Here is a 26,013-nt window from a genome sequence, read left to right on the forward strand (position 1 = left end):
GACGCACCCCAACACCAAGGTCATGAACAAAATGACTACCGCCAGCAGAGGTCAGGATGCTACACGTCGCACAGGATGACAGTCGCGAGGATCTTCTCAACCAACTCGAGGAGCGTCTACAGGGGCGCCTCGAACAGGATAGAGCGGATCAGGTTATTGATTTTACCCGCTTGTTCTATTCCTCAGTGCCGTTCGAGGATCTGGCTGAACGGCGCCAGGACGACCTCTACGGTGCCACGCTGTCGGTATGGCACTTCCTTCAGCAGTTCGATGCGGATGCGCCCAAGGTCCGAGTGATGAACCCGGACTTCGAGGAGCATGGATGGCAGTCGACGCACACCTTCGTTGCCGTCCTGCATCGCGACATGCCGTTCCTCGTCAACTCCGTGCGTATGGAGCTCAATCGACGTGGCATGACCGTGCATGCCATCCACAACTCGGTGTTGGCTGTGGAGCGTGATGCCCAGCATCGTGTTACGCGCGTGGCCTCACCACGAGATGCCGATGCTCCCGAGGCTCGTGAGTCTCTGATTGCCATCGAAGTGGATCGTCATTCCGATCCGGAGGAACTCACCGCCATCGAGGACAGCATTCAGGAAGTGCTGCGCGAGATACGTACCGCAGTCGGCGACTTCCATGACATGCGCCAGAAGGTTAGTGATTCCATTGATGAGCTCAAGGCCTCATGTCCGGCCAACATCAATGCAGAGGATCACCAGGAAGCCATCGCGTTCCTCGAGTGGATGCTTCAGGAGAACTTTACCTTCCTTGGTTACGACGAGTTCACCATAGAAGGCAGTGGTACCAGGCAGAAACTCGTAACGGTCCAGGGCAGTGAGCTTGGCCTGTTGAGCCTCGAAGACAATGAATATCGCCAGCGCATTCGTACCGATGAGGGCCTCGAGGACGGTCGCTATGTGCTGGTGCCGCAACTGCTGTCGTTTGCCAAGAGCGCACGTCATGCGCGGGTCTATCGTCCTGCCTATCCGGACTACATCACCGTCGACCGCTACGATGAGGCGGGTAATGTCATCGGTGAGCGTCGCTTCCTCGGCCTGTTTACTGCCAGCGTCTACAACGACTCGCCGCGTCATGTGCCGCTGTTGCGTCGCAAGCTCAAGGCAGTAATGGAGATTGCCGGCTTCAATCCCAAGGGGCACAACGGCAAGCAGCTGATCCAGATTCTTGACGTCTATCCCCGCGACGATCTGTTCCAGATTCATACCGAGGAGCTGGCAAGGACTGCTGTCGGCATTCTCGATATTCGCGAACGCCGTCGGGTGCGCCTGTTTGTCCGCGAGGATCGTTGCGGCAAGTTCTATTCCTGTCTGGTATTCGTACCGCGCGACGTGTTCTCCACCGAGTTGCGAATCCGGATTCAGGAGCTGCTCTGCGAGGAGTTCGACGCCAGCTTCGGTGACTTCAATACTCACCTTTCGGAATCGGTACTGGCGCGCATTCAGTTCATTCTGCGCTTCAACGGCGACAAGCCGGTCGAGTATGACATCAAGGCGCTGGAAACCAAGCTCGCTCGCCTTGCACGCAACTGGCGCGATGATCTTCTCAACGCGGCAATCGAGGGCTTTGGCGAAGAGCATGCCAACCTGGTACTACGTGACTTCCGCGATGCCTTCCCGGCCAGCTATCGCGAGGACTTCAGCGCGCGTACCGCAGTCTATGACCTGCAGCACATCGGTGAGCTGGATAGTGGCAGTTCATTGTCGTTGTCGCTCTATCGTCTCGTCGAGGAAGAGGGAAGTGGCGTCAACCTCAAGCTGTTCCACAAGGACACCGGCATTCCTCTGTCGGATGTTCTGCCGATGATGGAAAACCTCGGCCTGCGCGTACTGGGCGAGCGCCCGTATTGCGTTGAAGCGGAGGAGCGAAATTACTGGATTCATGATTTCGACCTCGAGCACCATACGGCGACCGAGGTCAATCTGCAGGAGATGCGCGAGACCTTTATTGATGCCTTCCAACGCATCTGGGCTGGAGAGGCTGATAACGATCGCTTCAACCGCCTGGTTATCGGTGCCAATCTCGGCTGGCGTGAAGTCGCGATGTTGCGCGCTTATGCCCGCTACCTGAAGCAGATTCGCTTCGGCATCTCTCAGGAGTTCATCGCCAATGCGCTGGTGGCCTATCCGCATATCACCCGTGAGTTGGTGACACTTTTCGAGCTGCGCTTTGATCCAGAGGAGCGCCCGGCTGACAGTGAGATCGATGCTTGTGTCGAGCGTATTCACGGCATGCTGGATGATGTTGCCAGCCTCAATGATGATCGTCTGTTGCGCCGTTATGTCGAGCTGATTCAGGCAACGTTGCGTACCAACTATTACCAGCGTGCCGAGGACGGTAGCTATAAGGACTATCTGTCCATCAAGTTGCAACCGTCGAAGGTAACCGGCATACCCAAGCCGCGCCCGATGTTCGAGATATTCGTCTGCTCGCCACGCCTCGAGGGGGTTCATCTACGCGGTGGCAAGGTTGCACGTGGCGGACTGCGCTGGTCGGATCGTCTCGAGGATTTCCGCACCGAAGTGCTGGGCCTGGTCAAGGCGCAGCAGGTCAAGAACTCGGTGATCGTGCCGGTTGGCGCCAAGGGTGGTTTTGTCTGCAAGCGCATGCCGGATGGCGCGGATCGCGAAACGACACAGAAGGAAGGTATCGCCTGTTACCAGATATTCATTCGGGCACTGCTTGATGTCACCGATAATCTGGTCGGTGGTGAGGTGGTGCCGCCGAAGAACGTGGTACGTCACGACGAGAATGATCCCTACCTGGTGGTTGCTGCCGACAAGGGCACTGCGACCTTCTCCGATATTGCCAATGCCATTTCCGTTGAGTATGGCCATTGGTTGGGGGATGCGTTTGCTTCCGGTGGTGCCAACGGCTACGACCACAAGAAGATGGGTATCACTGCCAAGGGGGCATGGGAATCGGTCAAGCGCCATTTCCGTGGGCTAGGCATCAACACCCAGACAGACGAGTTCACCGTGGTGGGGATCGGGGACATGGCCGGCGATGTATTCGGTAACGGCATGCTGCTGTCCGAGACCATTCGTCTGGTGGGGGCCTTCAACCATCTGCATATCTTCGTTGACCCGGATCCAGTCGATGCGGCAGCCAACTTCGCTGAACGCAAGCGACTGTTCGACATGCCACGCTCCAGTTGGGAAGACTACAATCGCGAGCTGATGTCGGAAGGTGGTGGCATCTTCTCGCGTGCCGCCAAGTCGGTCAGCATTTCGCCGCAGATGAAGCAGCGCTTCGCTATCAGCGAGGATCACCTCGCACCCAACGACCTGATTCAGGCGATGCTGCGTTCCGAGGTCGATCTGATCTGGAACGGTGGTATCGGTACCTACGTCAAGAGCAGTGAAGAGACCGACACCGACGTGGGGGACAAGGCCAACGATGCGTTGCGTATCAATGGTCGCGATCTGAACTGCCGTGTGGTGGGTGAGGGCGGTAACCTCGGCCTGACCCAGCGTGGTCGAATGGAGGCTGCGGCGAAGGGTATCCGCGTCAATACCGACTTCATCGACAACGCTGGCGGAGTGAACTGCTCCGACCATGAGGTCAACATCAAGATCCTCATCGACGAAGTTGTTGCCAATGGTGATATGACCGACAAGCAGCGCAATCTGCTGCTGGCAGAAATGACCGAGGAAGTCGGCGATCTGGTGCTGCTCGACAACTACCGTCAGACCCAGGCTCTGGACCTGTCCGAACTGCTGTCGCATCAGGGCATCGGGCCCTACCGTCGCTTCATCAGCGAGTTGGAAGCTGCGGGGCAGATCGACCGTGAACTGGAGTTCCTGCCTAGTGACGAGGAGTTGCAGGAGCGTGCCGCCAACGATCAGGGCATGACGTTACCTGAACTGTCGGTGTTGGTCAGCTACGCCAAGAGCACGCTCAAGGGCGACCTGATCGCCTCCGAGGTGCCGGATGATCCGCTGGTCATGCAGCATGTCGAGCGGGTCTTCCCCAGCGTGCTGATCGATCGCTACCATGATCAGGTATACAACCATCGCTTGAAGCGCGAGATCGTTGCCACCCAGTTGGCCAACGACCTGGTAGACCATATGGGCATCGTCTTCGTCCGTCGCTTGATTGATTCGACGGGTATGGGGCGTGCTGATATTGCGCATGCTTATGTGATCGCTCGCGACTGCTTCCAACTGCCGCGGCTGTGGGATCAGATCGAGGCACTGGACAACAAGGTAGCGACCGGCGTCCAGTATTCAATGATGCTTGATCTGATGCGCATGATCCGCCGAGCAACACGCTGGTTCCTGCGTCATCGCACTACGATGGGGAGCGCTACTGACTGCATTGATTACTTTGCACCGCGTATCGCCCAACTGCAGGAGAAGATTGGCAGTCGCCTGCGTGGAGAGGATCTGGAGACCTGGGAAACGCGTCGTCGTGAGTTGACCGATGCCGGTGTCCCGGAGGCTCTGGCCAATACTGTTGCCGCCGCCGGTAGCCTGTATGCTGCCCTGGGGATTATCCAGACTGCGCGTCAGGTCAACGAGAAGCCACAGCGTGTAGCCGAGGTCTATTATGAAATCGGCGCTCGTCTGGAACTTCCGTGGATGGTTCAGCAGGTTAATGCCTTACCTGTCAAGGACAGCTGGCAAGCCCAGGCGCGTGAAACCTACCGTGATGATATCGAGCGTCAGCAGATGGCGGTGACCGCCAGTATTCTGCAGATGGAAGGTGGTTCACGTGATATTTCTGCGCGGGTGGATCAGTGGCTGGAGTACCATGTCGTCATGCATCAGCGTTGGTGCAAGCTGCTGGAGCAGGTCGGCAGTGGTGGCAATCAAGGGGGATTCCCGCTGTTTGCTGTCGCGGTACGTGAGTTGGTTGACCTTGCCGAGAGTAATCGTGAATCGTAAGGTCTGGAAACGAACGCCGTAGTTTTATTGCAGTAGTTTTACTGCAATAGTTTCACTGCAGTGAATGGTTTGACCGCGATAAATAGTTTGACCGCAATGATCAGGGGGCCTCTTGGCCCCCTTTTTCATGTACCCGGTTTTGCTGCTGCGCCTATCAACGGCAACTGATCAGCGGCAACTGATGGTCCAGATCGCCTTGTAGCTGTCACCATCGTCGTTTAGCACATTGAGGTCGGTATCGGCAGTGACTGTACCACCCTGGACCATGGCTTCCGCGCTGGCGCGCTTTTCTTCACTGGAATTGGGATCGAGAACCTGCTGGTCCTGGATCACGAACTGATCGCGGCTTTGAGCCTCACATTGTTCGAGGGCGCGCTCCTTGGCCATGTCGAGGGCTTCCTGGCGGCTGTCACCGAGGCCAGTCACGACGTAATCAGTGGCGCTCATTTCCAGGGATGCGCTGTTGCTGCTGCAGCCAGCAAGTGCCAGACCGGCAGTTGCACCAAGAGTAAACAGTAGTGTGCGTGGGGACATATTCATGAAGCATCTCCTTCACTTCGCAAGTGAAACTTCTCGGCACTGGCTCCGAGGGCATGGAGACATGCTAAGCGAACGTCAGAATCGCACAAGAGTGGACGATTCCCGACGATAGTGTCGCTTGATGCAGACGAAATGAGTGCCGTGGCGCCGTCCTGGGAATCCGAGGGCGCAGCATTCGGGGACATGAAAAAGGCGGCCTGTGGGGCCGCCATGAGGAAATAAGCAAGGATGTGCCTATAGAAGAAATATGGTCGCCAACCCCAGAAATGACATGAAACCTACCACATCGGTTACTGTGGTCAGAATTACCGACCCTGATAGGGCCGGATCGATGTTCATGCGTTTCAGAACCAGCGGTATCACGATGCCGCACAGACCTGCAGCCAGCATATTGATGATCAGGGCGGCACCGATGATCATGCCTATGGGCAGGCTCTTGAACCAGAGCATGGCAATGGCGGCCACGACCACGGCCCAGGCCAGGCCATTGAGTACGGCAATCCCGACTTCCTTGCGCAGCAGCCAACTGCTGTTGGTACGACTGATCTGCCCCAGCGCGAGGCCGCGGATGGTCAAGGTCAGCGTCTGGCTACCGGCGATTCCGCCCATGCTGGCGACAATCGGCATCAGCACGGCCAGAGCGACGATCTTCGACAGTACATCCTCGAACTGACCGATGACCCAGGCGGCAAGAAAGGCAGTGAGCAGGTTGATGCCCAGCCAGACTCCACGTCGCTTGGCGCTTGGCAGCACTGGAGCAAACAGGTCCTCTTCCTCATCGAGACCGGCCATGTTCATCAATGCCTGCTCGGAGTCATCACGGATAACGTCGACGATATCGTCGATGACAATACGCCCGAGCAGCATGCCGTCATTGTCCACCACTGGCGCAGAAGTCAGGTCATGAGTCTGGAACAGCGTCGCCACGTCTCGTGACTTCATATCCATCTGGATAACGTCGACATCGGCATCCATCAACTCTACAACACTGGTTTCCTGATCGTTGGAAACCAGACGTGCAAGAGGCAGGACACCCATGAACATGCCGTTGCGGTCGACCACCATCAGGCTGTCGGTATTGTCGGGGATCGATTCCTTCCAGCGCAGAAAGCGTTGTACTGTCTCGAGGGTGACGTCGGCGCGCACACCGATGGAGTCGGTGCGCATGAGGCGACCGGCGCTGTCTTCCTCGAACGCAAGGGTTTCCTGAAGGCGCGTACGCTGCAGTTCATCCATGGAGAGCAGCATGTCTTCGGCAACCTGCTTCGGCAGGTCCTCGAACAGCTCTGCGAGGTCAGCCGTGTCCAGGCTGGCCGTCGCGGCAACGATCTCTTCGGGATCCATGTCCTTGAGCAGGGTGCTACGCACTTCGTCATGCACATGCAGCAGGACTTCACCGTCGTCCTCGGCAGGTACCTGCTCCCATAGCTTGATCCGTTCACCCAGCGGTAACGACTCAAGCAGCAGGGCAACTTCGGCGGGCTCGAGATCCTCAAGAATCTCGCTGACCTCGCTGTTGAGGTCTTCATCCAGGGCCTTGTGGATACGTGACAGCTGGCTCTCGAATGTTTCAGTAATTTCCGTCATACCCACGTCCTCCCGGCGTTGGTTCCCCCGAAGATCCTGCTTCGTGGGGAGTATCCCTGGTAGTGATTTTCCTAGTAGATCATAAACAGCAAGGAAGAATAGACATATGGCTCAGCAGTGCATCAGAAAGCTCACTCAAGCAGGTCGAGATACCCGATCTGGCATAGTGGTGCGCTGATACTGCTCATCGCCTGCCGGTTCTCCCTGGACACATTCATTTCATGGTTTGCCTGCGGCTACGGTATACTCGCGGCCGATTTTTCCCTGCTGCCGGAGATACCATGTACGATCTTGCCCGTTCGCTGTTGTTTCGGTTGGATGCCGAGGTTGCCCATGGTCTCTCCCTGGCCTCTCTGGATTGGATAGAGCGCCTGCGTCTGACTAGTCTACTGGTCGGTAAACCCATCGATAACCCCGTAGAAGTGATGGGGTTGAGCTTTCCCAACCGCATTGGTCTGGCCGCGGGGCTCGACAAGAATGCGGACCATCTCGATGCTTTGGGCGCGTTGGGTTTCGGTTTTGTCGAAGTTGGCACCGTGACGCCACGCGCTCAAGCCGGTAACCCAAGGCCACGGCTATTTCGCGTGCCGGAGCGTGGTGCCATCATCAACCGCATGGGATTCAACAACCTCGGTGTGGACCACCTGGTCGAGCAGGTCAAGGCCAGTCGTTACCGTGGTGTCATCGGCATCAATATCGGCAAGAACCTGACCACGGCTGTCGAGAATGCCGTGGATGACTATCTCTATTGTCTCGAGCGGGTTCATGCGCATGCCCACTATGTGACCGTGAATATTTCCTCACCGAATACCCCGGGGCTGCGTAATCTCCAGTTTGGGGATCACCTGGATGAGCTGCTTGGTAGGTTGCGAGAGGCCGGTAGTCGTCTGGATCAGCGTGCTGGCCGCCGGGTGCCTCTTGCCGTCAAGATCGCTCCAGACATGGACGCCGAGGAAGTCGGGCTGGTGGCGGAATCCCTTCAGAGCAATGGGATTGATGCGGTGATCGCCACCAACACTACCATTTCGCGGGATGCCGTAGCTGGCCTTGAGAATGCCGAGGAGCAGGGCGGGTTGTCTGGATGTCCGGTGCTGGAGCCATCCAACCGGGTCATAGCATTATTGCGCAAGGCCTTGCCGCAAATGCCGATCATTGGTGTTGGCGGTGTCGACAGCGGCCAGACTGCGGTATCCAAGCAGGAGTCAGGGGCTGATCTGGTGCAGCTGTATTCCGGCTTCATTTATCGCGGGCCAGCGCTGGTGGCGGAATGTGCCGAGGCGCTGCGGGCAGCAAAACGCTGACGGTAAGCAGGTAGATGTCATTGACTGGAATTGGCAGTAAAAAGCCCATGGCATGGTAGCCACGGGCTCGTTCGGGACCATCGGGTGATGGTTGTGACGCCTGTTGATAACCAATGTTCAAGTGTCGCGTCACGTCCGGGGGTTAGATCACCATGGGGTTCTTGTGGATTCCGGAGACTCCGGTCAATCCTGACCATTGATCCCCACGACCTTCACGCCAACCGCTCATCCAGTATTCGCGTAGATTGATGTCCTGGCTGGGGCATTCGTCTCGAGAGCGGCCTGAGACACCTGCCTTGTAACCATGTACATATGCACGCTGGAAGCGATCACGTTTCTGTCGTTTCATGGGTCTACCTCGTGAAGAAGGTACCAGATATGCCGACTCGCTATTCCATGTTGCCCTATCCTGCATTGATACAGGTCTGTATCTCTATATCAGTGAATGCAGGTTCAGGCTTGTTGGAAGGCGAGCCTGTGATGCCCAAGTCTTCCCTGTGCAGGCTCTCACGAGCAGCACCTGCATGAAGCCTTGATGACAGTGACGCATGCGTTGAATTTCGTAGCTACCGTTCTATTGATAGCCCAGGCTGAGACCGTTTGTCGACCTCAGTTTTGTAACAACCTGTTCACATGCACGTCACCCTGGCATGGCGCCTTGCTCTGGCTACCATTAATGAATTAATTAGGAAAATCAGATGCATGACAAGCTGGACATTCTAGTCACCTGTCCGCGAGGCATCGAGATGCTGCTCGCCGATGAGCTTGGCGAGCTGGGACTGGAGCCTGGCAAGACCACGGTGGCGGGCGTCAATGCCGAGGCCGACCTGACAGCGGCCTATCGTGCCTGCCTGTGGTCGCGCCTGGCCAATCGGGTCATCCTCTGCGTGGCCAGGGTCGAGGGTATCGAGACGCCAGCTCAGTTGCATGATGCGGCCGCCGCAATTGACTGGAAGCAACATCTGCCTTCCACCGCGACCATGGCCGTCGACTTTCATGGCCGGTCGGAAGAAATCCGTCACACTCGCTTCGGTGCTCAGACGGTCAAGGACGGCGTGGTGGATCGTTTGCTGGCCGATGGTGCGTCCAGGCCCAATATCGATACCCGTGAGCCGGATCTACGCCTCTATGCTCATCTGCATCGTGGCCGCTTGATCCTGGGTATCGATCTTTCCGGTGAGAGCCTGCATCGTCGCGGCTATCGTCGCGATACCGGGCATGCTCCGCTCAAGGAAAACCTCGCCGCGGCGTTGCTGGTGCGCGCCGGTTGGCCCGAGATGGCGCGACGCAACGCACCATTGGTCGATCCGATGTGTGGCTCCGGCACACTGTTGATCGAAGCGGGGTTGATGGCGGCAGATATTGCCCCGAACCTCAGTCGCGAGCGTTTCGGGCTGCATGGCTGGGCGCAGCACGATATCGCGTGCTGGGCGGAGTTGAAGCGTGAAGCTCTGGCGCGCGCCAGTATCGGGCGCAAGCGTTGCCAGTCGCTGCTGTTCGGTTTTGATCAGAGCCCGCCAGCGTTGACGGCTGCCAACTCTAATGCCATGCGTGCCGGTATTCCGGCGCTGATGACATTCCAGGGCGGCAGTGTCGCCAGATTGTCGCGTCCTCGCGTCCTCAACCCGCAGGAACCCGGGTTGGTGATTACCAACCCGCCATACGGCGAACGTATCGGTGAACTGCCGGAACTGGTGCGTCTCTACGGTGATCTTGGCCTGCGCCTCAAGGCCGAGTTCCAGGGCTGGCGCCTGGCGATGTTCACCGGTAATCCTGACCTTGGCCACCGCCTCGGCATGCGAGCGCACAAGCAGTATGCGCTCAAGAATGGCCCGCTCGATGCACGCTTGTTGTTGATGGACATCGGCGCTGTGACGCGCGACGCTGGAGCAACCGAGAAACCGCAGGCTGGAGAAGGCCGTGATGCCGGGGCGCCGGAAAGAGCATCGGAACATGTGAGCGAAGCAAAGCACGCTGGTAACGCCGAGCAGGTGGGTGAGACAGAGCAGCAGATGCGTGCACCGCGTTCGTCCGGGGCACAGATGTTCGCCAACCGGCTCGAGAAGAATGCGCGCAAGTTGCGCAAGTGGCTCAAGCGCAGCGGAGAGAGCTGTTATCGGTTGTATGACGCCGATATGCCGGAGTATGCGCTGGCCATCGATGTCTACGGTGACCATGTGCATGTTCAGGAATATGCCGCCCCCAGGTCGATCGACGCAGCTCAGGCTCAGAAGCGCCTGTTTGACGCATTGGAAGTGATTCCTGAGGTACTCGAGGTCGATCCTTCCAGGGTGGTCATCAAGCGTCGTCAACGTCAGCAGGGCAAGTCCCAGTACCAGAAGCACGGTGCCAGTGGTCAGCGTTTCGAGATTCGGGAAGGCCGTGCGCGTCTGTGGGTCAATCTGCACGATTATCTGGATACCGGACTGTTCCTCGATCACCGTCCGGTCAGGCGGATGCTGGCCGAGATGGCGCCGGGTAAGCGCTTCCTCAACCTGTTCTGCTATACCGCCAGTGCCACGGTACATGCAGCTCTCGGCACGGCAGAGCAGGGCGGCGCCAGCGACAGTGTCAGTGTCGATATGTCGAACACCTACCTGGATTGGGCACGTGACAACTTTGAACTCAATCGCCTGGACCCATCACGCCATCGAGTGGTGCGTGACGACTGCCTGCGTTGGCTGGAGACGGCCGGAAGCGAGTTCGATCTGATCTTCATGGATCCGCCAACCTTCTCCAATTCGAAGAAGATGGACGATACCCTCGACATCCAGCGTGACCATCCGCGACTCGTGCGTCTGGCGATGCGGCGTCTGGCGACCGATGGCACCCTGGTATTTTCCAACAACCAGCGTCGCTTCCAGATCGATGCTGGTCTGGCCGAGGAGTTCGAGATCAAGGACATCTCGAAGCAGACCTTCGACCCGGACTTCAATCGTCGCCCGGACTTGCATCACTGCTTCCTCGTTCGTCATCGGAGCGGTGCGTGATCGTACTACGCATCTACACCACACTGGGTTGCCATCTGTGTGAGCAGATGGAGGCCCTGGTGGCACGCTTGTCGAAGGCTGATCTGCGCTTCGAGCATATCGAGATCGTCGATGACGAGGCCCTGTTGGCGCGCTATGGCACTCGTATCCCGGTGTTGATCGATGTGCGGGGCGTGGAAGTACTGGAAGGCAACGTAAGCGTCGCCGAGGTGGCGTGCTGGCTGCGTCAGCAGGGCTGGTTGGATGATCAGGCGCTGGCGGAGTTGGAGAGCTTCACCAGCGCGGATGAGGTCGATTCTGACTCCCCGACGTTTACAGGCCGGGGAGCCGGGGGCAGGAGGACGTTGGGACCAGGCTCCTGATGATGGGCTGACTCGAGGCTCTCAGAGGCTGCTGAAAGTATCGCAAGCGCCCAGAGAGCCGTTTTCGAAGCCGCGGCGGAACCACTGCATGCGCTGGGCAGAGGTGCCATGGGTAAAGCTGTCAGGCACCACTGCCTGACCGGCTTCGCGCTGCAGCGTATCGTCGCCGATGGCTGAGGCTGCCACCATGGCTTCCTCAAGATCGCCGGACTCGAGCATCTGGCGTTCGACGTTGGCAGCGTGTCCCCACATACCGGCAAAGCAGTCGGCTTGCAGCTCCTGACGTACAGAGAGTTCGTTGACTTCAGCCTCAGAGCGACCGCTACTCAGCTCATGCACACGTTGGCTGATGCCCAGCAGGTTCTGCACATGGTGGCCGACTTCGTGAGCGATCACGTAGGCTTGAGCAAAGTCGCCTGGTGCACCGTGGCGTTGTTGCAGTTGCTGAAAGAACGACAGGTCGAGGTACAGCTGTTGATCGGCAGGACAGTAGAAAGGTCCCGCTGCCGAGCTTGCCGTGCCACAGGCCGACTGCACCATGCCGGAAAACAGCACCAGTGTGGGTTCCTGATAGGTCTGGCCGAGCGATTCAAACGTTGCCTGCCAGGTATCCTCGGTATCGGCCAGTACCACCGACACGAAATCGACCATCTCCTGTTGTTCGGCGTTCAATGAGTCACGTTGAATGGTTCCCCCTTGCTGGCCCAATGACAGCAGGTCGATGCCCATCATGCGCGCGCCAATAAACGCGACTACACCAACGACAAGTACGATCCTGCCCAACTTGCTGCGTAACAACATGGGCAGAAAACGCAGCAGGAGCATGATGGCTCCGCCTCCGGCACTGGCGGCTTGAGGTTGTTGTCCTCGCCGGTCTTCAACATTCTGACTTCGTCGTCTTCCCTGCCAACGCATGGCGTTCTCCCTGGTTCGAATCAAATCCGGGAGATAAAGCCAGAGGCGATATCCCCAAGGACATTATACTCCGCTATGGGGGCTACAGGCCGTCCAATAGCGATAGTTGGCCCATGGCCTCCTGTCCTTCGGGGCTATGGTCATCGGCTTCCAGTACCTTGTGAAATCCACGGGAATTCTGGATGGTGGATTCATCTTCCAACCACATCAGGGCCTGCTCATGATCATCAGCGAGACGGTGTTTGAGGCCCCCGAATTGAGTGCCAATCTGCCCCCAGGCACGGCTGAAGATCCAGTCGCCGAACATGTCCTGGTGGATATGCACGAGGACATAGTCATGTTCGGTTTCCCAGCGAACGATCACGGCGGCTCCTGATCTACAGTCTGATTATGGCGTTGGTGGAGTTATGATGGCGCTATTGTAAGCTGTTGAGCCGTTTCGGCAAATCGCCCGCAGGCCTATCTACGGTAATACGGCGAAAGGCCATGTCGGTTGCGATCAGCGATGAATATAGAAAAAACCATGTACAGGGACAAAACCGCGTACATGAAAACGCCATGACGATAGCCAGGGAGTTGCATGAAGATTCTCGTTGACGCCAATGTTCCGGCTTGTGATGCCTGTTTCGCTCCGCTTGGTGAAGTGCAGCGTCAGCCAGGCCGTGAGATCGATGCCGATGCGCTTGTCGATATCGATGCACTGGTCATCCGCTCGATAACTCAGCTTGATGCCTCGACCATTGACGAGGCGAAACGTCAGGGGTCACCACTTTCCTTTGTCGGCACCTGCACCATCGGTACCGATCATGTCGATCAGGCGGCGCTCGCAGCGCATGGTATTCGTTTTGCCAGTGCACCGGGTTGCAACGCCGAGCCGGTGGTCGACTATGTGCTCTCATCGCTGTTGCTCGCTATGGAGAGACGCGGGGAGCGTCTCTCCACAAAGCGTGTCGGCGTTGTTGGTGCCGGAAACGTCGGGGGGCGCCTGGCCGCACGGCTCGAGTCCATGGGTATTGCCGTATGGTGTTGCGACCCCCCGCGCCTTGAGCAGCAGCCTGAGCTGCCTTTCCGCGCGCTGGACGAGCTGATTGCCGAATGTGATGTGTTGTGCCTGCATACGCCTTTGGTACGTGATGGCCTGCACGCCACGCATCACCTGCTCGATGAGCGGCGCGTTCAGGCGCTTCGCCCCGCTACAGTGCTGATCAACGCCGGACGTGGTGATTGTATCGATGGTCAGGCGCTCAAGCGCCGTCTGGTCGAGAAGGGCGATATCAATGTGCTACTGGATGTCTGGGAGAACGAACCTGGTATCGATACGCAGCTGGCGGCGATGATCGATCTGGCCACGCCACATATCGCCGGGCATAGCCTGGAAGGCAAGCTGCGCGGAACTCATCAGATCTATCAACAGCTGGTTGACCACCTGGGGCGCGAAGCATTGGTGACCATGGCAGACCTGACACCGCCAGCAGCTCTCCAACGCGTGGAGTTGGATGCCGGATTGACGCCGGAGGAGGCAATGCGACTCTGCATGCGAGCGGTCTACGATCCGCGTCGCGATCATGATCGTTTGGTGGGAGCCTTGCGTGGCGAGCATTCGGCTCAGGGCTTCGATGCCTGCCGTGCCAACTACCCGCTGCGCCGTGAATTCGCCACATTGACCGTGGCGCTGAGTCCGGCAGCCTCCGAGCTGGCGTGCGGGTTGTCCGGTGCTGGATTTGCTGTCGTCAACAACACATGAGCGCCGTTCGGTGGCGGAGATAAGGAGCTGTCAATGCAAGGACCGAACCCTGATGACCGAGAGCCGATGAAGGGGTTTCCGCAGGTGGGGTTTCTGAAGAACTTCATTACCCGCGACAACATCCTCGTAGGCGATTACACCTACTACGACGATCCGGAAGGACCGGAGTGCTTCGAGAACAATGTGCTCTATCATTTCTCGTTCCTGGGAGATCGGCTGATCATTGGCAGGTTCTGCGCCATCGCCAGGGACGTACAGTTCATCATGAACGGCGCCAATCACAAGGTGTCCGGACTCTCCACCTATCCCTTCCAGATATTTGCTCAGGGGTGGGAAAAGGTCATGCCAGGCGATGGTGACCTCCCTTACAAGGGCGATACCGAGATCGGCAACGATGTGTGGATCGGCCTGGAAGCGACCATCATGCCCGGTATCAAGGTCGGAAGTGGCGCGATCATCGCCAGCCAATCGGTGGTGACCAGCGATGTGCCACCCTATAGCGTAGTGGGTGGCAATCCGGCACGAATCATTCGCTATCGCTTCGATGAGACGACCATTACCGCATTGTTGGATATCGCTTGGTGGGATTGGAGTGCCGAGCGTATCACTCAACATCTTGATGTGATCGTTGGTGCTGATATCGAGGTGTTGCGTGCGGTAGCTGAGCACGAACAGGACTAGAAGCAGGCTGGACCGAGCCACTGCTCGGCCCGCCATCGTGGACTGCAAGCATCAGGACTGGAAGCGCTCTCCAGCGGCGGCGACAAAGGCCATTTCCACCAGCAATTGTGGGTTGGCCAGCTCGGCCTTGACGCATGCTCTACTGGGCGCAGAACCATCCGGGAACCACTCATCCCAGACCTCATTGAGCGCATCGAAATTGGCGAAGTCAGTGACGTAAATGGTCACCGACAGGATTCGACTTCTGTCACTGTCCACCGTAGCCAGACTCTGTTCGGCCTGGTCGAAGATCTGTGCGACCTGGCCCTTGATATCGGCACTGGTGTCGGATTCAGCCACTTCGACGAAGTGGGCAATGCCATTGAATACCGTGGCATCGGACCAGCGTTTGGTCGGGTTGATTCTATGGATGTTCATGGGGGATTCCGTTTCAGGACCAGGGGGAAGAGCAGTTCGGAGTGTTATAGGCTGTAAGTTCCAAGAGGGAAGAGGGAAGAGGAAAGAGGGAAGTAACCCCCGCCCCCCGGCCCGGCTTCCTGCGAGCGCCAATGCAGCGCTTGTCAGCTCTCGGCTCGCAGCCTGATACTCGTTGCTGGTGTGCCCCCGCGCTGGGCGGGGGCATGAGCCTCATTCGCGGTAGGCAGCTTCTTTCAGCGCGCGAATACGGTCGTCCAGTGGCGGATGGCTGGCGAAGAGCTTCTCCATCAATTTGCGTGACTTGCCAGTAGTGATGGCAAACGCCGTCAGGGTATCTGGCATCTGATCGGGTAGTTGGGTCTCTGCCTTGAGACGGGCGAGAGCATTGATCATGGCACCCGAGCCAGCCAGTTTGGCTCCAGCCGCATCGGCTCTGTACTCACGGAAGCGCGAGAACCAGGCGACAACGACCGAGGCAGCGATGCCGAATACGATCTCGGCGACAATGACGACCGCGAAGTAGCCCATGAAGCCGAGGCCCTGGTTGTCGTCACGGCGCAGGAACGCATCCAGCAACTGAGCCACAACGCGGGCGAAGAACATCACAAAGGTGTTCAGCACACCCTGTACCAGCGCCAGAGTCACCATGTCGCCATTGGCGACGTGGCCGATTTCGTGGGCCAGTACGGCTTTCACCTCTTCCGGCTGCATGCGGTTGAGCAGGCCGGCAGAGACGGCCACCAGGGCGTCATCCTTGTTCCAGCCAGTAGCAAAAGCGTTGGATTGCTGTGCCGGGAAGATACCGACTTCCGGGGTCTTGATATTGGCGGCTTTTGCCAACTCGGCAACAGTATCTACCAACCACTGCTCGCTGGCGTTGGAGGGGGACTCGATGATCACCGTGCCGGTGGAGCGTTTGGCCATCCACTTGGACAGAAACAGTGAGATCATGGAGCCTGCCATGCCGAAGACAAAGCAGAAGATCAGCAGCGCATTGAAGTTGATTCCCTGGGCATTCAGGTAGGGCTCAACGCCCAGCAATCGCAGGGTAATACTGGCGACCAACACGACTGCCAGGTTGGTGCCCAGAAAGAGCAGTATTCTCATCATGGCCGGATATCTCCGTAGCAGGGAATCAATATGTACTGCTGAAACAAGAGGCAGCACATTGGCAAGACTGATGCTTAGATAGGTGTTTCCGCGTCAGGTTTCAAGCTCCTGCGCAGGTATTTCAGTGCCGGGAAGAGATCGCTGGTGGCCACTCACCCACTCGCCTGGGCTGATGGGTAAGTGGCTGCTCACAAGTGTCCGCGGTAACTCGTGTTACTGGCGGTAGCTGGACAGAAAACGGGCAAAGCGGTCCAGTGCATCACCGAGCTGGTCCACCCAGGGCAGGGTGACGATACGCACGTGGTCAGGGTCCGGCCAATTGAAGGCCGTGCCCTGCACCAGCAGGATTTTCTCCTGCAGTAACAGGTCCAACACCAGCTGTTGGTCATCCTTGATGTTGTAGACCTTGGGATCGAGACGCGGGAAGGCATAGAGCGCGCCTTTGGGGGCGACACAACTGACGCCTGGAATAGCGTTGAGCTTGTCCATGGTGATGTTGCGCTGTGCCAGCAACCGACCTCCGGGCAGGATCAGGTCATTGATCGACTGGTAGCCGCCAAGCGCCGTCTGAATGGCATGCTGGGCAGGAACATTGGCGCATAGGCGCATCGAGGCCAGCATCGTCAGCCCCTGGATGAAGTCCTGACTGCGCTTCATGGCCACGGTGCCTGACAGCGTCATCCAGCCACTGCGGAACCCCGCGCAGCGATAGCTCTTTGACAGCCCGTTCATGGTTACCACCAGTTGCTCATCGCTGGCGAGAGAGCCGGTCGCGACGTGTACGGCGTCGTCGTAGAGGATCTTGTCGTAGATCTCGTCAGAGAACACCACCAGGTTGTGTTCGCGTGCGATATCCAGTAGCTCTCGCAACACTTCCGGTGGGTAGACCGCACCAGTGGGGTTGTTGGGGTTGATGATGACGATGGCGCGGGTGTGACTGGTTACCTTGGCACGGATATCTGCCATATCCGGCGCCCAGTCGGCCTGCTCATCACAGATGTAGTGTACGCCTCGGCCGCCGGACAGATTGACCGCAGCGGTCCAAAGCGGGTAATCCGGGGCCGGGATCAACACCTCGTCGCCGTCGTTGAGCAGCGCCTGCATGGCCATCACAATCAGCTCGGATACGCCATTGCCGATATAGATATCTTCGATGCCAACGCCGGGAATCGCCTTGCGCTGACACTCCTGCATGATCGCCTTGCGCGCTGAATACAGTCCCTTGGAATCACAGTAACCCTGCGCCGTCGGCAGGTTACGCATCACATCCTGAAGAATTTCTTCCGGTGCCTCGAAGCCGAAGGGCGCGGGGTTACCGATGTTCAGCTTCAGGATGCGCTGGCCTTCATCCTCGAGGCGCTTGGCATGCTCAAGGACAGGGCCGCGAATGTCGTAGCAGACGTTATCGAGCTTGTGGGACTTGCGAAGCGTAGGCGTATCCATGGCGCAGGGGTCTCGCTGAATCCGTGGAAGGGTGCGGCCAGGCCTGCACCCTGGGTGTATCCAGTGCCACCGTGGCGGCACAGGCATAAGAGTCGAACGACGACTGCAGTTGTTCAGCCGTCTCTAGTTTGAATCAATTGCCGCTGTTAGATGCTGAGGCATCCGAGTCGGCCGCGTTGTTGGGGCCTTTATCGGTATCTTCGTTGGCACCGTCCTCGATACCGTCTTCGATACCTTCCTCGACAACCGGAATATCCGCGGGTGTTTCGAGAGTCAGGCGGCCCAGTTTGCCATCGCGCAGCTCATGCAACAGCACCTCGGAGCCACGATGCAGATCGATCTCTCCGCCGGCACGTAGTCCGCCGCGCTTTGCGGCGATCTCGCCGAGGATGGCATGGCCATCGAAACCGGCCAGCGCCATCAGGTCTGGACGTTCGCCACCATCGGCTTCGACGCTATCCGCCTGTGGGTGAGCTTCGTAGAGTGGTAGTGTCTTGAGCTTATACCGTGCTTTCAGCGCATCTGGATAGCGCCTGGCCAGTTCTGCGGCAGTAATCAAGGCGACATCGACGTAATCAATCGCCGTATCACGGATCGCGCCACTGGCTGCCAGTCGATAGGCGCTGGCCTGATTCTCGATCTTCGGCCACAGAACCCCCGGCGTGTCGGTAAGGGCGACGCGCCCCTGGATACGCACCTTCTGCTGGCGCTTGGTGACAGCGGGCTCATTGCCGGTCTTGGCGATGGTCCGGCCAGCGAGGCCATTGATCAACGTCGATTTACCGACATTGGGAATGCCCATGACCATGACGCGGACATCACGGTCGGCACGCACCTGGCCGGCCAGCTCATGACAGAGCTTGGGGATGCGCTTGAGCTCACGGGTATTGGTAGTCGTCACTGCCAACGCACGAGTGTCGGGCTGTGCGTCGAAGTAAGCTGCCCACTCGCGAGTGCGCTCAGGATCGGCAAGGTCGGCACGCGACAGGATCTTGAGCACCGGTTTGTGGCGCGTAAGCTGTGCCAGCATCGGGTTGGCGCTGGAATAGGGCAAACGGGCATCGAGCACTTCGATCACAACATCGATTTCCGGCAGTGCTTCAAGAATCTGGCGCCGCGCCTTGTTCATGTGTCCCGGAAACCAACCGAGCATGATGCCTTTCTCCTACTGACAAACGGCCGACCATCTTATCAGATGACCGGCCGTGTGCGCGGTGGTTTCGGTATTCAAGCCACTTCCGACGTGGCTATTCGCCTTCGTGAAAGTTCAAGGCCACTGAGTTGATACAGAAGCGGTTGCCTGTGGTAGGTGGGCCATCGGGGAATACATGACCAAGATGAGCATTGCAGCGTCCACAGGTGACCTCGACTCGGCGCATGCCATGGCTGGTGTCGAAGTGCTCCTCCACGCTTTCCGATGATAGCGGGCGGTCAAAGCTGGGCCAGCCACAGCCGGCATCGAACTTGTGTTCATTCTCGAACAGTGGGGCATTGCAGCATACGCAATGATAGATGCCGTGAACGTCGGTGACTTGATAGTCGCCACTGAAAGGGCGCTCAGTACCCTTTTCACGCGTTACCTCGTATTGCTCTGGAGTGAGCTGTTCACGCCATTCGGCATCGGGTTTCTCGATCTTCTTGCGCATGGACCTTCTCCTGGCAACTGACGTTGGCATTCCACACCCTTCAAACTACGACGTTTGATCAAATTTGACCAATAAGCACTATGTCCAGGATGGTGGCGTCCAATCTATCGTCGAGAATGTGGTATTCAGTCTGTGTTAGCCCGCTCGTACTAATCTGTGCTGATGGCCCTACTGAAATAGGGAGGGTTGCGGGGTGTGAAGGGGAGCCAGACAGGAAATCGAGTCGCCCGGAAAATTTCAGTCATTCCTTGGGCTTGACACTTATGAGGGGGCTCAGTAACATACGCGCCACCTCGACGAGCCGAGTCGTATGCGTCCCATTCGTCTAGTGGTCCAGGACACCGCCCTTTCACGGCGGGAACAGGGGTTCGAACCCCCTATGGGACGCCATCTCGACTCATCAAGGTGCTGTATCGGAAAGTTGGATATGCGGGAATAGCTCAGTGGTAGAGCACAACCTTGCCAAGGTTGGGGTCGCGAGTTCGAATCTCGTTTCCCGCTCCATATCTGCTGCGGTGGATCATGCGTCCCATTCGTCTAGTGGTCCAGGACACCGCCCTTTCACGGCGGGAACAGGGGTTCGAACCCCCTATGGGACGCCACTTCTGATACAAATTGTTGCGCTGCGAATGCGTTTGCGGGAATAGCTCAGTGGTAGAGCACAACCTTGCCAAGGTTGGGGTCGCGAGTTCGAATCTCGTTTCCCGCTCCATATCTGCTTCGGTGGATAAAGAGTCGGCCAATGTGACGGTCGCGAGCTGGTACGCCAGCCCGGTGGTACGCCACCCGGTCGAATCACGTTATCCCGCTCCATATCTGCTTCAGTAGATCATGCGTCCCATTCGTCTAGTGGTCCAGGACACCGCCCTTTCACGGCGGGAACAGGGGTTCGAACCCCCTATGGGACGCCACTTCGCATCGTCGACACGCCACACAGGAAGCTCTGTTTCTATCTGATTCAGCTTCTGTCTGTATAAAGCGGGAATAGCTCAGTGGTAGAGCACAACCTTGCCAAGGTTGGGGTCGCGAGTTCGAATCTCGTTTCCCGCTCCAGTTTTCGTTCCATCCTTCCGCAGTAATAGTCCTTGGGGTCGCGATCTGGTGCGCCAGCCCGGTGGTGCGCCACCCGGTCGAATCTCATTTCCCGCTCCAGTATCGACCTATCAATTGTATACCTGGCTCGTCGACGTGACCTGAGCATGCCCCCGCGCCGACTGGCGATTCTTGCGCTGCTTGTGTGTGGGCTGTCGAGTGCGAGCGCAACAACTCCATCCTTTACTTGAAGTCGCAATGCTTCGCCCTCATATCCTAAGCCTTCTATCTTTCTGTCGATACTGATCGCGTCACCAGGCGTGATGGGTGACGACACCTCTGACATTCTCCAGGATTTGCTCATGGCCGAACCGGCGCTGTCCATCCGTGGCCTGACCAAGGTCTACGGCAATGGCTTTCAGGCTCTCAAGGGCATCGATCTCGATGTTCAACAGGGCGATTTCTATGCACTGCTCGGGCCCAATGGGGCCGGCAAGTCCACCACTCTGGGTGTGGTTTGTTCTCTGGTACAGAAGACCGCGGGCAAGGTGAAGATCTTCGGCATCGATATCGATGAGGACTTCGCCCGTGCCAAGTACCACCTTGGAGTGGTGCCACAGGAGTTCAACTTCAACCAGTTCGAGAATGTGCTCGATATCGTGCTGGCGCAGGCGGGCTATTACGGCATGCCGCGTAGTGAGGCACTGCCACGTGCTGAAAGCCTGTTGCGTGATCTCAGTCTGTGGGACAAGCGTAATGGCAGTGCACGCATGCTTTCCGGTGGTATGAAGCGTCGTCTGATGATTGCTCGAGCGCTGATGCATCGCCCCAAACTGCTGATTCTCGACGAGCCGACTGCGGGTGTGGATATCGAGTTGCGTCGCAGCATGTGGGACTACATGCGTCGCATCAATCGTGATGAAGGCACCACCATTATCCTTACCACGCACTATCTCGAGGAGGCCGAGAGCCTCTGTCGGCATATCGGCATCATCAATCTGGGTGAGATCGTGCGTGATACCAGTGTACGTGAGCTGCTGGCTGAGCTGGATACCGAGACGTTCCTGCTCGATCTGGCAGAACCTCTGAGCCATGTGCCGAAGATCGATGGGTTCGAGGTCAAGCGAGTCGACGACACTCAGCTGTCGGTAATGGTACATCGCGGGCAACGGCTCAATGATGTGTTCGATGTACTGGGACGTGAAGGTGTGCAGGTGGTGTCAATGCGCAACCGCGCCAACCGCCTGGAGGAGATGTTCGTGTCGATGGTCGAGAAGGGCAATGCCCAACAGGCACAGGCCGATAACAGGGAGCTGCGTGGATGAACCCTAGTCAGATAGCGATTGCCCTGTGGACCCTGGTGGTCAAGGAGATCAAACGATTCACGCGGATCTGGCCGCAGACGCTGTTGCCACCTTCGATCACCATGACGATGTATTTCATCATCTTCGGTAATCTGATCGGCTCGCGGATCGGGGAGATGGATGGCTACAGTTATATGGACTTCATTGTTCCGGGCCTGATCATGATGTCGGTGATCACCAATAGCTACTCCAATGTTGCCTCGTCGTTCTTCTCCAACAAGTTCCAGCGCAGTATTGAAGAGATGATGGTCTCGCCGATGCCCAACTGGGTGATTCTGGCTGGCTTTGTGCTTGGTGGTATGGCGCGTGGTCTGGGTGTCGGCGTCATTGTCACTGGAGTGTCGCTGTTCTTCACTCGCATCGACGTCGCGCACCCACTGTTGACGTTGGTCGTGGTAGTGCTGACGGCAGCGTTGTTTGCCCTCGGCGGGTTCATCAACGCATTGCTCGGCAAGAAGTTTGATGACATCTCGATTGTCCCGACCTTTGTGCTGACGCCGCTCACATACCTGGGTGGAGTGTTCTACTCCATCTCGCTGCTGCCGGCGTTCTGGCAGGGTGCCTCGATGCTCAACCCGATCCTGTATATGGTCAATGTGTTCCGCTACGGTTTCCTGGGGGTATCCGATATACCCGTCGGCTGGGCGCTGACGGCGATCATGGGCTTTATCGTTGCGCTGTTCGCGGTAGCATTGTGGATGCTCGAGAATGGCAAGGGTATTCGTAGCTGAGCCGTATCGTAGATGGTCCTTGAGCCAGTAGATGGTCCTTGAGCCAGTAGATGGTCCTTGAGCTGGTAGATGGTCCTTGAGCTGGTAGATGGTCCTTGAACAGGTAGACGGCTGTAAAGTTGGCCGAGGAATGATGATATGAGTGAGTTATCCACACCCGGTCAGCGGCCGGAGACTCTGGAGCATGCGCCGCTGGGGCGTGAGTCGAATTATCCTGAGCACTATGATCCGAGCCTGCTGTTTCCGATTGCACGTGCTGCCAACCGCGCACCTCTGGGCATCGAGGAGAGCCGGTTGCCGTTCGTTGGTGAAGATGAATGGCATGCCTTCGAGCTTTCCTGGTTGAACCGCAAGGGCAAGCCGATCGTCGCCGTGGCGCGCTTTCGCTTGCCTGCCGAGTCACCGAACCTGATCGAGTCGAAGTCATGGAAGCTGTATCTCAACAGCTTCAATCAGACGCATTTCGACGATCATGCAGCAGTGGCCCAGACACTGACCGCAGACCTGTCCAAGGCGGCGGGGGCTGAGGTCAAGGTCGAGCTGTTGGCGGTCGATGATGCTGAGCTGATGCCGCGCCCGCTGCCTGGCGAATGTATCGATGATCTGGACATCGACGTCCGTAGCTATACGCCCAGCAGTGACCATCTTGCCGTCGGCGACGAGGTTGTTGAGGAGACCTTGACCTCGCACTTGCTCAAGTCCAACTGCCCGGTGACTGGTCAGCCGGATTGGGGCAGTGTGATGATTCGCTACCGTGGCCCGCGGCTCGATCGCGAGGGCCTGTTGCGTTATATCATCGGCTATCGTCAGCATCAGGACTTCCATGAGCATTGTGTGGAGCACATCTTTACCGATTTGATGCAGCGGGCCAGACCGGAGCGACTGCTGGTCATGGCGCGCTACGTGCGTCGCGGTGGGCTCGACATCAGCCCCTGGCGCGCAACTCCGGGTGAGGAGCCGCCGCTGCCGTTGCGCCTGGCACGACAGTAGTTGAGCGCTTTGATAGGGTGCTGTCATGGGGCGTATAGCCGGTAGAGCGCCCTGACTGTAATCGAGTTGCCGAGGATGGAGACAACAATGGATGCCATAACGCTACTGCATGAACGCAGTTCCATGGGCAAGCTGACCGGCCCTGCGCCTGATCAGGAGCAGCTCGAGACGCTATACAAGGCAGCCCTTCGCGCGCCGGATCACAAGGAACTGCGCCCCTGGCGCTTTATCGAGTTTGTCGGTGAAGGGTTGGATCGCCTTGGCGAGCTGTTCGCCGAGGCAGAGTTCCGTGAGGATCCGAGTGCCAGTGATGACACCCTGAATGCCGCGCGCCTCAAGCCCAGGCGCGCGCCGATGGTGATTGGTGTGGTAGCCAAGGTAACGCCTGATATCCCGGGCGTACCGAAGGTCGAACAGGTGATTTCGGCAGGCTGTGCGGCTCATGGCATCCTGCTGGCGGCACATGCGCTTGGCCTTGGTGCCATGTGGCGCAGCGGAAAGTACGCCTTCGACGATACCGTGCGCAAGGGGCTGCGGTTGGCGGAAGATGATGAGTTGGTTGCCTTCATCTACCTGGGGCAACTTGCAGGGCGCCACAAACCGCTTGTCGAGCACGATATCGAGACTTTTGTCGAACGCTGGGATTGAAGGCCTGGGCATGAGTGGATACAGGCGTGACATTGGCGAGGCTCACCCTCGTCTTCCCTTGTCGGAGAGCGGTGGCGAGGATGCTCCGGATGTGTTTCTCGACTGGCTGGCGGAGGCTATCCCCATGGTCAGGTCATTGGGCATCCAGCAGATGCAGCGCGATGGCGATCAACTCATCTGGCAGCTGGCGTTGACGCCCAACCTCAATGACAAGGGCACTGGCTTTGGCGGTGCTCTTACCGCCCAGACCACATTGCTCGGCTGGTGTTGGACCACACTCTGGCTACGCCGGCGTGGCATATTGCGTGATGTGGTCGTCGCTACTGCCACTCAGCGGTTTCGCGCTCCGGTCACAGACGACTATCGGATGATCTGCATGCCGGCAGAGGCCAATGCCAGCGAGCGGCTCGCCGAGCAGCTCGATCAGAAAGGCCGTGGGCGTATCTCCCTGGTTCAGCAGCTATGGTGCGGAGACACCCTATGTCTCGAGGCAAGTGGTGATTATGTCGTGCTGGCGCAGTGATCAAAAGCAAGGTCGCAATGGCCCGGGACTAGGGCATCAGCAGCCCGAAGTAGCTCATTAGAGCAATCACACAGGTGATGGTCACGAAAGACGCCAGTGAGGCGATGAACAATGCACCGGCTCCAATATTGCCCATCGAGTACCGTTGGCAGATCAGCGGAAAGATGCTGATCATTGGAACACTGGCGAACAGCAGCGCCCCGGCAAGAGCATCGGGTGATCCCGGCATGATCAGTGAGAAGGTGATCAGCATCGCCAGCGGATGAAGAACCAGCTTGCCGAATACGATCAGGCTGGCACTGCTCACCAGTCCTCTGACCTGAAGCCCATACAGCGCACCTCCAACCGCGAATAGCGCTGTCGGGGCTGTGGCATTGGCCAGCATATCGATGACCTGACTCAGCGGCCCAGGCAGTTGAATCTCCAGTATGGCGAGAGCCACCCCGATGCAGAGAGCCAGCAACAGTGGGTTTCTGATCAGACGACGACCAACGGTGAGAAACGTAGCAATACGATTTCCACGCTGATGCTGCCCCAGTTCGGCAATGATCAGCGCAGCAGGCAGTATCAACAGGTTTTCGATGATCATGTTCTGTGCCAGAAACGTCGCGGCAGACGGGCCAAGTACCATTGAGGCAATCGGGTAGCCGCTGAAGGCGCTGTTGGATGCGGATATGCCGAGCGCATACATCGCGCCGGTGGATAATGGCCTACCGGATACTCTGCATGTCCAGTAGAGCACCAGGGTGAACAGCACGATCGAGGCCAGCCCGTAAGCCAGCAGATAATAGGGGTCGATTGTCTCGCCAAGCGGGTTTTCCGTGAGGGCGCGAATGATCAGTGCCGGCAGAGCAAAGTACATCACCAACTGGCCGATGCCCTGCAGCTGTTCACGACTGATCAGGCGGACATGAGCGGCGGTATACCCCAATCCCATCAACAGGAGAATGGGGGCCATGATACTTAGCGTGTGCAGCAAGTGAATCTCCCGTGGCGTATCCCAGGGCCCGGCGCGCGGGTAAGCGCGCCGAACAGTTTGAAACGCCACGCGGCGCCGTTATTTGCCAGCGAAGGCACTTTTT

The 26,013-nt window shown here is 57.9% G+C and carries 22 protein-coding genes and 6 tRNA genes; 17 read left to right on the forward strand and 11 right to left on the reverse strand.

The genetic code is table 11. The features are described from left to right. The first annotated feature begins 56 nt into the window (after window positions 1-56). Window positions 57-4,907, forward strand: coding sequence for an NAD-glutamate dehydrogenase (locus tag AR456_RS06060; protein ID WP_021820474.1), 4,851 nt, complete (start codon window positions 57-59; stop codon window positions 4,905-4,907). A 168-nt stretch (window positions 4,908-5,075) separates the two neighbouring features. Here the strand turns inward: AR456_RS06060 and AR456_RS06065 are convergent, their stop codons facing one another. Together AR456_RS06065 and mgtE are read right to left on the reverse strand one after the other, a co-directional pair. Further along, window positions 5,076-5,447, reverse strand: a complete 372-nt coding sequence (locus tag AR456_RS06065) for a hypothetical protein (protein ID WP_021820475.1) — start codon at window positions 5,445-5,447, stop codon at window positions 5,076-5,078. Between the two features lie 234 nt (window positions 5,448-5,681). Next, complete coding sequence (gene mgtE / locus AR456_RS06070) at window positions 5,682-7,034, reverse strand: magnesium transporter (RefSeq protein WP_021820476.1); 1,353 nt, start codon at window positions 7,032-7,034, stop codon at window positions 5,682-5,684. A 281-nt stretch (window positions 7,035-7,315) separates the two neighbouring features. On the opposite strand from mgtE, the gene AR456_RS06075 reads away from it, so the two are divergent. Next, entirely contained in the window at window positions 7,316-8,335 is a 1,020-nt protein-coding gene (locus AR456_RS06075; protein WP_021820477.1) for a quinone-dependent dihydroorotate dehydrogenase, read from the forward strand. A 142-nt stretch (window positions 8,336-8,477) separates the two neighbouring features. On the opposite strand, the gene rmf is transcribed toward AR456_RS06075, so the two are convergent. Next, window positions 8,478-8,684 (reverse strand): ribosome modulation factor, encoded by a 207-nt coding sequence (rmf, locus tag AR456_RS06080; RefSeq protein WP_021820478.1) that lies wholly within the window; start codon window positions 8,682-8,684, stop codon window positions 8,478-8,480. A 349-nt stretch (window positions 8,685-9,033) separates the two neighbouring features. On the opposite strand from rmf, the gene rlmKL reads away from it, so the two are divergent. Together rlmKL and AR456_RS06090 are read left to right on the forward strand one after the other, a co-directional pair. After that, window positions 9,034-11,325: a bifunctional 23S rRNA (guanine(2069)-N(7))-methyltransferase RlmK/23S rRNA (guanine(2445)-N(2))-methyltransferase RlmL gene (rlmKL, locus tag AR456_RS06085; RefSeq protein WP_021820479.1), complete on the forward strand. Its 2,292-nt coding sequence runs from the start codon at window positions 9,034-9,036 to the stop codon at window positions 11,323-11,325. Continuing rightward, complete coding sequence (locus AR456_RS06090) at window positions 11,322-11,687, forward strand: glutaredoxin family protein (protein ID WP_021820480.1); 366 nt, start codon at window positions 11,322-11,324, stop codon at window positions 11,685-11,687. Before rlmKL ends, AR456_RS06090 begins: the two co-directional genes overlap by 4 nt. 21 nt (window positions 11,688-11,708) lie before the next feature. Here AR456_RS06090 and ypfJ read toward each other — a convergent pair whose 3' ends face one another. Together ypfJ and AR456_RS06100 are read right to left on the reverse strand one after the other, a co-directional pair. Beyond that, the gene (ypfJ, locus tag AR456_RS06095; RefSeq protein ID WP_021820481.1) at window positions 11,709-12,602 is read right to left on the reverse strand and encodes a KPN_02809 family neutral zinc metallopeptidase; all 894 of its coding nucleotides are present in this window, start codon (window positions 12,600-12,602) and stop codon (window positions 11,709-11,711) included. An 82-nt stretch (window positions 12,603-12,684) separates the two neighbouring features. Next, window positions 12,685-12,966 (reverse strand): hypothetical protein, encoded by a 282-nt coding sequence (locus AR456_RS06100; protein ID WP_021820482.1) that lies wholly within the window; start codon window positions 12,964-12,966, stop codon window positions 12,685-12,687. A 216-nt stretch (window positions 12,967-13,182) separates the two neighbouring features. On the opposite strand from AR456_RS06100, the gene pdxB reads away from it, so the two are divergent. Both pdxB and AR456_RS06110 read left to right on the forward strand, forming a co-directional pair. Beyond that, window positions 13,183-14,346 (forward strand): 4-phosphoerythronate dehydrogenase PdxB, encoded by a 1,164-nt coding sequence (pdxB, locus tag AR456_RS06105; RefSeq protein ID WP_021820483.1) that lies wholly within the window; start codon window positions 13,183-13,185, stop codon window positions 14,344-14,346. 33 nt (window positions 14,347-14,379) lie between these two features. Beyond that, window positions 14,380-15,027 carry a Vat family streptogramin A O-acetyltransferase gene (locus tag AR456_RS06110; RefSeq protein ID WP_021820484.1) on the forward strand — a complete coding sequence of 216 codons (648 nt, stop codon included), beginning with the start codon at window positions 14,380-14,382 and terminating at the stop codon, window positions 15,025-15,027. Between the two features lie 51 nt (window positions 15,028-15,078). Here the strand turns inward: AR456_RS06110 and AR456_RS06115 are convergent, their stop codons facing one another. From AR456_RS06115 to msrB, 5 genes are all read right to left on the reverse strand, one after another. Further along, window positions 15,079-15,444, reverse strand: coding sequence for a RidA family protein (locus tag AR456_RS06115; RefSeq protein ID WP_021820485.1), 366 nt, complete (start codon window positions 15,442-15,444; stop codon window positions 15,079-15,081). A 210-nt stretch (window positions 15,445-15,654) separates the two neighbouring features. Beyond that, the gene (gene htpX, locus AR456_RS06120; RefSeq protein WP_021820486.1) at window positions 15,655-16,554 is read right to left on the reverse strand and encodes a protease HtpX; all 900 of its coding nucleotides are present in this window, start codon (window positions 16,552-16,554) and stop codon (window positions 15,655-15,657) included. A 213-nt stretch (window positions 16,555-16,767) separates the two neighbouring features. Further along, entirely contained in the window at window positions 16,768-17,997 is a 1,230-nt protein-coding gene (locus tag AR456_RS06125) for a pyridoxal phosphate-dependent aminotransferase (RefSeq protein ID WP_021820487.1), read from the reverse strand. Between the two features lie 133 nt (window positions 17,998-18,130). Next, on the reverse strand, window positions 18,131-19,150 hold the full coding sequence (gene ylqF / locus AR456_RS06130; RefSeq protein WP_021820488.1) for a ribosome biogenesis GTPase YlqF: 1,020 nt from the start codon (window positions 19,148-19,150) through the stop codon (window positions 18,131-18,133). Window positions 19,151-19,244: 94 nt separating this feature from the next. Further along, window positions 19,245-19,643, reverse strand: a complete 399-nt coding sequence (gene msrB / locus AR456_RS06135) for a peptide-methionine (R)-S-oxide reductase MsrB (RefSeq protein ID WP_021820489.1) — start codon at window positions 19,641-19,643, stop codon at window positions 19,245-19,247. Between the two features lie 314 nt (window positions 19,644-19,957). Between msrB and AR456_RS06140 the strand changes: the two genes are divergently transcribed. The 11 genes from AR456_RS06140 (at window position 19,958) to AR456_RS06190 (ending at window position 24,931) form a co-directional block, all read left to right on the forward strand. Next, a tRNA-Glu gene (locus AR456_RS06140) sits at window positions 19,958-20,033 on the forward strand. Window positions 20,034-20,072: 39 nt separating this feature from the next. Continuing rightward, a tRNA-Gly gene (locus AR456_RS06145) sits at window positions 20,073-20,147 on the forward strand. Window positions 20,148-20,169: 22 nt separating this feature from the next. Beyond that, a tRNA-Glu gene (locus AR456_RS06150) sits at window positions 20,170-20,245 on the forward strand. Window positions 20,246-20,280: 35 nt separating this feature from the next. Next, a tRNA-Gly gene (locus AR456_RS06155) sits at window positions 20,281-20,355 on the forward strand. 123 nt (window positions 20,356-20,478) lie between these two features. Then, window positions 20,479-20,554, forward strand: a tRNA-Glu gene (locus AR456_RS06160). Window positions 20,555-20,621: 67 nt separating this feature from the next. Next, window positions 20,622-20,696, forward strand: a tRNA-Gly gene (locus tag AR456_RS06165). Between the two features lie 341 nt (window positions 20,697-21,037). Continuing rightward, window positions 21,038-22,000, forward strand: coding sequence for an ABC transporter ATP-binding protein (locus tag AR456_RS06170; protein WP_021820490.1), 963 nt, complete (start codon window positions 21,038-21,040; stop codon window positions 21,998-22,000). Continuing rightward, window positions 21,997-22,770 (forward strand): ABC transporter permease, encoded by a 774-nt coding sequence (locus AR456_RS06175; RefSeq protein ID WP_021820491.1) that lies wholly within the window; start codon window positions 21,997-21,999, stop codon window positions 22,768-22,770. Before AR456_RS06170 ends, AR456_RS06175 begins: the two co-directional genes overlap by 4 nt. A gap of 138 nt (window positions 22,771-22,908) precedes the next feature. After that, on the forward strand, window positions 22,909-23,760 hold the full coding sequence (gene queF, locus AR456_RS06180; protein ID WP_021820492.1) for an NADPH-dependent 7-cyano-7-deazaguanine reductase QueF: 852 nt from the start codon (window positions 22,909-22,911) through the stop codon (window positions 23,758-23,760). Between the two features lie 87 nt (window positions 23,761-23,847). Further along, a complete protein-coding gene (locus tag AR456_RS06185) occupies window positions 23,848-24,408 on the forward strand; it encodes a nitroreductase family protein (RefSeq protein WP_021820493.1) in 561 nt (186 codons plus the stop codon). A 10-nt stretch (window positions 24,409-24,418) separates the two neighbouring features. Then, entirely contained in the window at window positions 24,419-24,931 is a 513-nt protein-coding gene (locus tag AR456_RS06190; RefSeq protein ID WP_021820494.1) for a YiiD C-terminal domain-containing protein, read from the forward strand. 28 nt (window positions 24,932-24,959) lie between these two features. On the opposite strand, the gene AR456_RS06195 is transcribed toward AR456_RS06190, so the two are convergent. Next, window positions 24,960-25,910, reverse strand: coding sequence for an AEC family transporter (locus AR456_RS06195; RefSeq protein WP_031208619.1), 951 nt, complete (start codon window positions 25,908-25,910; stop codon window positions 24,960-24,962). Window positions 25,911-26,013 lie beyond the last annotated feature (103 nt).

This window comes from Halomonas huangheensis, from assembly GCF_001431725.1.
In the GTDB taxonomy this organism is placed as follows: Bacteria; Pseudomonadota; Gammaproteobacteria; order Pseudomonadales; family Halomonadaceae; genus Halomonas; species Halomonas huangheensis.